The 8,130-nt window shown below is 40.4% G+C and carries 8 protein-coding genes; all 8 read left to right on the top strand.

All coding sequences use genetic code 11. The features are described 5' to 3' along the window. Positions 1-21 precede the first annotated feature (21 nt). The 8 genes from V7150_RS00795 (at position 22) to V7150_RS00760 (ending at position 7,955) form a co-directional block, all read left to right on the top strand. Positions 22-1,020: an ABC transporter substrate-binding protein gene (locus V7150_RS00795; RefSeq protein WP_335512657.1), complete on the top strand. Its 999-nt coding sequence runs from the start codon at positions 22-24 to the stop codon at positions 1,018-1,020. A gap of 199 nt (positions 1,021-1,219) precedes the next feature. After that, entirely contained in the window at positions 1,220-2,251 is a 1,032-nt protein-coding gene (locus V7150_RS00790; RefSeq protein ID WP_335512673.1) for an ABC transporter permease, read from the top strand. Further along, positions 2,226-3,020: an ABC transporter ATP-binding protein gene (locus tag V7150_RS00785; protein WP_335512656.1), complete on the top strand. Its 795-nt coding sequence runs from the start codon at positions 2,226-2,228 to the stop codon at positions 3,018-3,020. Before V7150_RS00790 ends, V7150_RS00785 begins: the two co-directional genes overlap by 26 nt. 253 nt (positions 3,021-3,273) lie before the next feature. Next, complete coding sequence (hppD, locus tag V7150_RS00780; protein ID WP_335512654.1) at positions 3,274-4,389, top strand: 4-hydroxyphenylpyruvate dioxygenase; 1,116 nt, start codon at positions 3,274-3,276, stop codon at positions 4,387-4,389. Positions 4,390-4,496: 107 nt separating this feature from the next. Further along, complete coding sequence (locus tag V7150_RS00775; protein ID WP_335512652.1) at positions 4,497-5,117, top strand: flavin reductase family protein; 621 nt, start codon at positions 4,497-4,499, stop codon at positions 5,115-5,117. A 5-nt stretch (positions 5,118-5,122) separates the two neighbouring features. Further along, complete coding sequence (locus tag V7150_RS00770; protein ID WP_335512650.1) at positions 5,123-6,058, top strand: fumarylacetoacetate hydrolase family protein; 936 nt, start codon at positions 5,123-5,125, stop codon at positions 6,056-6,058. Then, on the top strand, positions 6,058-7,221 hold the full coding sequence (locus tag V7150_RS00765; RefSeq protein WP_335512648.1) for a homogentisate 1,2-dioxygenase: 1,164 nt from the start codon (positions 6,058-6,060) through the stop codon (positions 7,219-7,221). Before V7150_RS00770 ends, V7150_RS00765 begins: the two co-directional genes overlap by 1 nt. 119 nt (positions 7,222-7,340) lie before the next feature. After that, positions 7,341-7,955, top strand: a complete 615-nt coding sequence (locus V7150_RS00760) for an NUDIX hydrolase (RefSeq protein ID WP_335512645.1) — start codon at positions 7,341-7,343, stop codon at positions 7,953-7,955. The last annotated feature ends 175 nt before the right edge of the window (positions 7,956-8,130 follow it).

Genomic DNA, 8,130 nt, shown 5'->3' with positions numbered 1-8,130 from the left:
AATATAGGGGGATGTATGTTAATGAAGAAAAAAGTTCAAGCACTTTCGATTGCATTAGCAGGAATGCTGCTTCTTGCCGGCTGCGGCAGTAAGGAATCAGCAGGTGGTTCGGAAAAGGGAGGAACGGATAAAGAATTTAAAGTCGGAATTACTCAGTTTGCTCCACACCCTTCTTTAGATGCCGCTACGGAGGGCTTTAGGAAGGCTTTAGCAGACAAAGGCATTAAAGTAAAGTATGATGAGCAAAATGCACAAGCAGATCAGAATAATACCCAATCAATCGCCAAAAATTTTGTCGGTGATAAAGTTGACTTGATTTTTGCCAATGCCACACCAAGTGCTGTAGCTGCCCTAAATGCTACAAAGAAAATTCCAATCATCTTTACATCGGTGACAGATCCAGTCGGTGCTGGATTGGTAAAAGCTTTTGATAAACCTGGAGAAAATATTACCGGAACGACTGACAACCATCCGGAAGCTACCAGAAAGACGATTCACTTTATTACCGATGAAGTCAAAGCAAAAAATATTGGTGTTATCTATAACTCTGGGGAACAGAATTCCGAAGTCCAAGTAAAAGAAGTAAAAAAATTAGCTGAAGAAAAAGGCGCTAAGCTCGTCGAAGTTTCTGTTGCCAATACTTCAGAGGTTAAACAGGCAGCCGAATCAATAGTCGGCCGTGTAGATGCCATCTACATTCCTACAGATAATACGGTTGTTACAGCCCTAGATTCTGTTATAGCCGTTGCCAACAGTAAAAAAATTCCGCTTTTCGTTGGCGAGCTGGATTCCATGAAAAAAGGTGCAGTTGCAGCGAGTGGATTTAGCTACTTTGATCTTGGTTATCAATCCGGTTTAATGGCGGTGGACATTTTAACTGGTAAGAAAAATGCTTCTGAAATCCCAGTGGAGCTTCCAAGCAGCTTAAAGCTAGTCATTAATAAGGCTGCTGCTGAAGCACAAGGCTTAAAGGTGAAAGAGGAATGGAGTAAGCTTGGCGAATTTTATGATGGCAAATAATTAGAAAAGCGAAGTGCGCTAGCCGCTGGGCGCTAAAGCTGAACAGTAATCCAATTTCAATGTAATTAATTCATATATATATACTTTTTCAAGGAGGAGACCTGTTGAATGGTTAACTCCTTGATTCTTACATAGGAATGATATAAGACTAATTGTATTTTTTGGTATGGCCAAAAGACTTAATGAAAGGATGATCTCAATGTTTACAGCCATATTTGGATCATTTGAAGCTGGTATCATCTATGCGATTATGGCACTTGGCGTCTATCTTTCCTTTCGTATTCTGGATTTTCCAGATTTAACGGTGGATGGGAGTTTTGTAACAGGGGCAGCAATATCAGCAGTTATGATATCGGCGGGAGTTAATCCATTTTTGGCAACAATCGTGGCATTATTTGCCGGTTTTGCTGCTGGTTGTTTGACAGGATTGCTTCATACCTTTGGAAAAATTAATAATTTGCTCTCCGGAATATTAATGATGATTGCGCTTTATTCGATTAATTTAAGAATCATGGGCCGCTCAAATATCTCGCTTTTAAATACCGATTCAGCATTTACCAAAATTAGTGTTTTTTTTGAGCGTACAGGAATGGATTCTTTTTTCAATAGTTTGCTTTCAATGGTTGGTCTTGGTGACAGTCTCCCTGAAACATGGGGAATCCTCATTTTTATGATTGTTGTAACCTTCCTTATTAAGTTCTTAACTGACTTGTTCCTACAAACCGAAATTGGATTAGCCATTAGAGCGACCGGAGATAATCGGCGAATGATTCGCAGCCTTTCGGCGAATACAAACCTTCTTGTAATTCTCGGACTTGGGCTTTCCAACGCTTTGGTTGCTTTCTCGGGCTCACTCATTGCCCAGCAAGCTGGTTCCGCAGATGTTGGTATGGGAATCGGGATGATTATCATTGGATTAGCCTCCGTTATTATCGGTGAGGCTTTATTTGGGACAAAAACAATTGCTAGAACGACTCTTGCTGTCATTGGAGGTTCGATTATTTACCGACTTGTCGTATCCATGGCGTTAAGAATTGATTTCTTGGAACCTGGTGATATGAAACTGATTACGGCAATAATTGTAATTGTTGCCTTAACAACGCCGAAGATGATAGAACGTTCGAAAGAGAAAAAGCGAAAAGCGCGAAGGAAGGCAGAAAAATTAACCATTATTCAAGCTTCCGTTCCGGCAAAGGGGGATAATCATGCTGCAATTAAATCAGATTCATAAGATCTTTAATGAGGGAACCCCTGATGAAAAAATCGCGATTGATCATGTTAATCTATCACTTAAACCCGGAGATTTCGTTACGATTATTGGCAGTAATGGTGCGGGAAAATCGACTTTAATGAATATCATTTCCGGCGTTCTCATCCCCGATATCGGTGAAGTTCATATTGGAGGAAATAATGTAACCAATACTTTAGAGTTTAACCGTTCAAAAATGATTGGTCGCGTTTTTCAGGACCCAATGGCTGGAACAGCGCCAAGTATGACGATTGAAGAAAATCTTGCGATGGCCTATTCACGGAATAAAACACGAACACTCCGCCGTGGAGTGACGAAAAAAAGGCGTGATTATTTCCGGGAGGTACTTGAAACCTTACATCTCGGCCTGGAAAATCGACTTAGCGCCAAGGTAGGCTTGTTATCCGGCGGAGAACGTCAGGCATTATCATTATTAATGGCTACTTTCACAGAACCGTCGATTCTGCTCCTTGATGAACATACGGCTGCACTAGACCCATCTAGAGCTGAGTTAATCACAAATTTAACAAAGGAGATAGTCGATAAATATAAATTAACGACACTTATGGTGACCCACAATATGCAGCAAGCTATTGACCTTGGGAATCGATTAATCATGATGGATAAAGGGCAAATTATTTTGGAAGTCGACGAAGAAAACAAACAGCAGCTTACGATTGAGGGTTTATTAGAGGAATTTAAACGAATCCGCGGTGTCCAAATGGCTAATGATCGGGCCATTCTTACTTAAAGGAAAAATATTTTAATAGGGTAATAATGATCGTTTATTTTCGTGAAAAAATTTTTCAGATACTCATAGTGGAAACATCCTAGTATTTTAGGATGTTTCTTTTTCTGTTGGTAAAAAAATTACTATGATTATAGAACTTCTCTTTAGCGCCTAACAGCGGTATTGCTTTACATCCTGCTCTTGAGTGGACAACAATCCTTCATTTAAAATTAATTCTGAATATTATTACTTTATCTTAAATGGAGGTTTCTAGATGAAAGAAAAAAGAGTAAGTGCTGACCAACTTTTAGATGACTTTTTTCCAGTACGAGATGTTGATTATATTGAGATTTACACAGGAAACGCTAAGCAAGCCTGTCACTTTTTTTGCACAGCATACGGTTTTAAGCCTGTCGCCTATTCCGGGCTAGAAACCGGAAATCGAGAGAGCGCCTCCTATTGCTTGCAGCAACGAAATATTCGTCTCGTTATTACAGGCTCTTATATAGAAGACAGCAGGATTTCCCAGTTTGTTAAGAAACACGGTGACGGTGTGAGGGACGTAGCGCTTTTAGTCGATGATGTAGAGAAAGCATTCGAAGAAGCGGTAAATAGAGGAGCGATTGCCCATGCTGCACCATTTGAAATGAAGGATGCTAATGGTGTTGTCAAGAAAGCCGTTCTCGGTACATATGGCGACACGATCCATACGTTAATTGAACGGAAACATTACCAAGGGCCGTTTTTGCCTGGGTATGAACCATACACTGCAGAACTGCCAATTGAAGATGCTGGTTTAATTGGGATTGACCATGTGGTGGGAAATGTGGAGAGGATGGAAGAGTGGGTAGAATATTACTCAAAGGTAATGGGCTTTAAAGAGATGAAACATTTCTCCGATAAGGACATTACCACTGAATACTCAGCCCTCATGTCAAAGGTCATGCATAACGGCGGACGGATTAAGTTCCCAATTAATGAACCAGCTGAAGGAAAACGAAAGTCACAAATTCAGGAGTATCTGGAATTCTACAATGGCCCAGGTGTACAGCATTTAGCTATTTTAACGGAAGATATTGTTTCAACGGTAACCACTTTGAAAAAGAATGGGGTAGAATTCCTCAAAACTCCAACCACCTATTATGAAACGTTAGGAGAGCGTATCGGTAAAATTGATGAAGAAATTGAAAAGCTTCGCGAACTGAATATTTTGGTTGACCGAGATGATGAAGGTTATTTACTGCAAATTTTCACAAAACCGATTGTTGACCGTCCAACATTGTTCATTGAAATTATTCAACGTAAAGGTGCACGCGGTTTTGGTGAAGGGAACTTTAAGGCTCTTTTTGAATCAATTGAACGAGAACAAGAGAGACGCGGTAACCTATAAAAAATAGATAAAAAAAGGGTAAATAAAGGGGTTCACTCGGAAAAAGGGAGAATTCGTTTCTCCCTTTTTTCAATTAATAGCTTTTTGAAAGTGTGGTGGAAACAAAATTGGAAATCACCCCGGCATCACTTGAATGGAGAGACGCATATAAACTACTAGTTGGGTCAATATTGCCACGTCCAATTGCATTTGTGTCGTCAATGGATGAACATGGAACAGCCAATGCAGCACCGTTTAGTTTCTTTACAGCAATTTGTGCGGACCCCATGCTTATTTGCTTTTCACCAATGCGAAGAGGGACTGACGGTGCTAAGAAAGATACACTTATCAATATAGAAAGTACGGGTCAATTTGTAATTAATATTGTCAGTGAGAGCATTGCGGAACAAATGAATGATTGTGCCATCGAATTTGCTCCTGAAATCGATGAAATGGAAGAATCAGGTCTAACAAAAGAAGCGAGCATAAAGGTACGGGTGCCGCGGATCAAGGAATCACTCGTCCATTTAGAATGTGAATGCTATCAGGTGCAGCATTTTGGCGACAAACCAGGAGCCGGCAGCTTGGTTATTGGAAAAGTGGTTCATGTTCATGTAAACGACGAACTTTTTAACAATGGAAGAATTGATACATCGAAATTACAACCGATTGGAAGAATGGCTGGTAACATCTTTACTGATCCATTGGCCAGAACGTTTGAAATGTTAAGAAAAACCGAAAAAAGGTGAGTTCCATGAAATTTGTAACCTTTGAAAAAAAAGATGGCTCGACTAGTGCAGGATGGTTAATAGATGATGAGCATGTCATTGATATGTATGAAGCATCGGGTGGGATCCTGCCAAATAATCTACTAAATTTTCTCGATCAATCTGAAGAACATATGAAGAAAGCGGCTAGTCTTTTTCCATTATCAAAAGGGCTAGGAGAAGCTTACCGTTTAAATGAACTTCATTTAAAAGCACCGCTTCCAATTCCAAGAAGCTTTCGGGATTTTTATGCCTTTGAGCAGCATGTGAAGACGGCAAGAGAAAAACGCGGACTTAAAATGATTCCTGAATGGTACGAATTCCCTGTTTTTTATTTTTCCAATCATCTTGCAATTAAGGGCCCAGGGGAAGACATTGTTAAGCCCAAGGAGTGCGAGTGGCTTGATTATGAACTTGAAATCGCCTGTATCATTGGTAAAGAAGGCAAGAATATCCCTGTGGATGCGGCAGATGAATATATATTTGGCTATTGCATTTTAAACGATTGGAGTGCAAGAGACCTGCAAAGGAGAGAGATGAAGGTTGGTCTAGGTCCAGCGAAGGGGAAGGATTTTTCAACATCCATTGGCCCTTGGATTGTCACCAAAGATGAGCTGGATCCATTAAAAGAAGGAAAGGGCTTTAATCTTTCAATGAAAGCACGTGTGAATGGGATGCTGCTTTCAGAAGGGAATGTGAAGGACCTTTCTTTTTCTTTTAGTGAAATGATAGCGAGGGCATCACAGGGCGTCACTCTTTATCCAGGTGAAATCATTGGCTCCGGAACAGTCGGAACAGGATGTATCCTCGAACTGGGGGAGGAGATCCATCGCTGGCTCGAACCTGGTGATCAGGTAGAATTAGAAATTGAACATTTAGGTGTATTGAAGAATACCATTATCGATGATAGAGAGGTGAAGTGATGTATTACCTTCAAAAGGGAGAGGTTCCTCACAAACGACATACAATGTTTAAAAAAGACAATGGCAGTCTTTATAGAGAGCAGGTTATGGGAACACGTGGATTTTCGGGAACACAATCGATTTTGTACCATCATTATATGCCAACAGAGGTACTGAAATCAGAATTGGTTGGCACTTACTTGCCGGAATATGAAGAGCGAAAGGCGTTAAAGCACCGGCACTTTTTTACAAGTAAGGTTGATCTGCAGGGCGATGCACTAGAAGCCCGACATTATTTATTAGGGAATCAGGATTTACTAATTGGAACAGCGAATGTGACGGCACCGATGCAAAGTTTTTACCGGAATGGTGATGGGGACGAAATGCTTTATATTCATCACGGAACCGGTACTCTCGAGACGATGTTTGGAACAATTTCCTATCGTCCGGGCGATTACTTGATCATCCCAATAGGAACGATATTTCGGATAATCCCTAATGAAAACGAAACGACGAAAATGCTTTTTGTTGAAGCCTTTAGTCAAATTACGACCCCAAGGCGCTACCGTAATGAGTATGGCCAGCTTTTAGAGCACAGTCCATTTTGTGAAAGAGATATTCGCGGGCCAGAAGCCCTGGTGACTTTTGATGAAAAAGGGGAGTTTGAGGTTTTAACGAAATCAAGGGGCATGATTTCCTCTCATATTCTAGGTCACCATCCATTTGATGTGGTTGGCTGGGATGGCTATTTATATCCATGGGCCTTTAATATCGAGGATTTTGAACCGATTACCGGAAGGGTGCATCAGCCCCCGCCAGTCCATCAAACCTTTGAAGGTAACAATTTCGTTGTTTGTTCATTCGTACCAAGACTGTACGATTATCATCCCGAATCGATACCGGCACCATATTACCATAGCAATGTGAATAGCGATGAACTCCTTTATTATGTAGAAGGTAATTTCATGAGCCGTAAAGGAGTTCAAGAGGGGTCGATTACGCTTCATCCTGGCGGCATCCCGCACGGACCGCATCCTGGGAAAACAGAAGCAAGTATTGGTAAAAAAGAAACACTTGAACTTGCCGTTATGATTGACACCTTTCACCCGCTAAATATTGTAAAATCAGCACAAAATATTGAAGATCCTGCGTATATGTATTCTTGGTATGAGAAGAAGGAATAAGGAATACTTTAAGACAATCCAACCCACCTTTATGCGGTTGGATTGTTTTTTTAAATCGTAACATAAAAAGTGGTATTGTAGTGTTAAACAATCTTTTTGAAACGAATAGGGGTGAAATCATGGAGCTGGAAAAGGTTTTGACAAAATTAAAACATCATACACCCAAGATACTTGGTAGTGAAAGGTTTTCAAAATATGCTGTTATGCTTCCGCTCCTTCGAAAAGAGGACGGGATACATGTGTTGTTTGAGGTCCGTTCGCTTGAATTAAGGAGACAACCAGGAGAAATTTGCTTTCCGGGGGGAAGAATTGAGTCACAGGATTTGGATGAAAAGGATGCTGCCATCCGTGAAACGGTTGAAGAATTAGGGATAAACAAAGAAGATATCTCCAGAGTTTACCCACTAGATTATATGATTTCACCCTTTGGCATGATTCTTTTCCCTTATGTGGGATATATTAATAGGCCTGATGCGATTTGGCCAAATCCTGGAGAAGTGGGGGAGATTTTTACGGTTCCGCTGTCTTTTTTTGTTGAAAATAATCCTGAAATCTATCGTGTTCACTTTAAAGCAGAGCCGGAGGAAAGTTTTCCGTATGATTTAATCCCTGGGGGTGAAAATTACAATTGGCAGGCAAAAGGACTAGATGAATATTTTTACCGCTATGGGGGTAGGGTAATCTGGAGATTAACTGCAAGAATTCTTGTACATTTTATTGAAATCATTCGGTGAATTAATTAAAGATTACCTTTTGAATTGAGCAGGGTTCTTGGTTTTTAACTGAATATTTTATATAGTAACTATATTAATAAAAGGCTGTTTTCGTGAAGTTTGTTGCTTTTTTAGTGTAATTTAACTTTAACTATCTGAGTTGATTGTAGCGGAGGGCACTTGACTCCTGCGGGAA

Source organism: Neobacillus drentensis (assembly GCF_036965245.1).
GTDB classification, from domain to species: domain Bacteria; phylum Bacillota; class Bacilli; order Bacillales; family Cytobacillaceae; genus Neobacillus; species Neobacillus drentensis_G.
Note: the sequence above shows the minus strand (reverse complement) of the source record. Positions and strands in the feature narration are given on the sequence as shown.

What these genes read in the sequence shown, in the direction of transcription:
- V7150_RS00795 (WP_335512657.1), top strand. Translation starts at nt 22, where the DNA reads ATGAAGAAAAAAGTTCAAGCACTTTCGATTGCATTAGCAGGAATGCTG.
- V7150_RS00790 (WP_335512673.1), top strand. Translation starts at nt 1,220, where the DNA reads ATGTTTACAGCCATATTTGGATCATTTGAAGCTGGTATCATCTATGCG.
- V7150_RS00785 (WP_335512656.1), top strand. Translation starts at nt 2,226, where the DNA reads ATGCTGCAATTAAATCAGATTCATAAGATCTTTAATGAGGGAACCCCT.
- hppD (WP_335512654.1), top strand. Translation starts at nt 3,274, where the DNA reads ATGAAAGAAAAAAGAGTAAGTGCTGACCAACTTTTAGATGACTTTTTT.
- V7150_RS00770 (WP_335512650.1), top strand. Translation starts at nt 5,123, where the DNA reads ATGAAATTTGTAACCTTTGAAAAAAAAGATGGCTCGACTAGTGCAGGA.
- V7150_RS00765 (WP_335512648.1), top strand. Translation starts at nt 6,058, where the DNA reads ATGTATTACCTTCAAAAGGGAGAGGTTCCTCACAAACGACATACAATG.
- V7150_RS00760 (WP_335512645.1), top strand. Translation starts at nt 7,341, where the DNA reads ATGGAGCTGGAAAAGGTTTTGACAAAATTAAAACATCATACACCCAAG.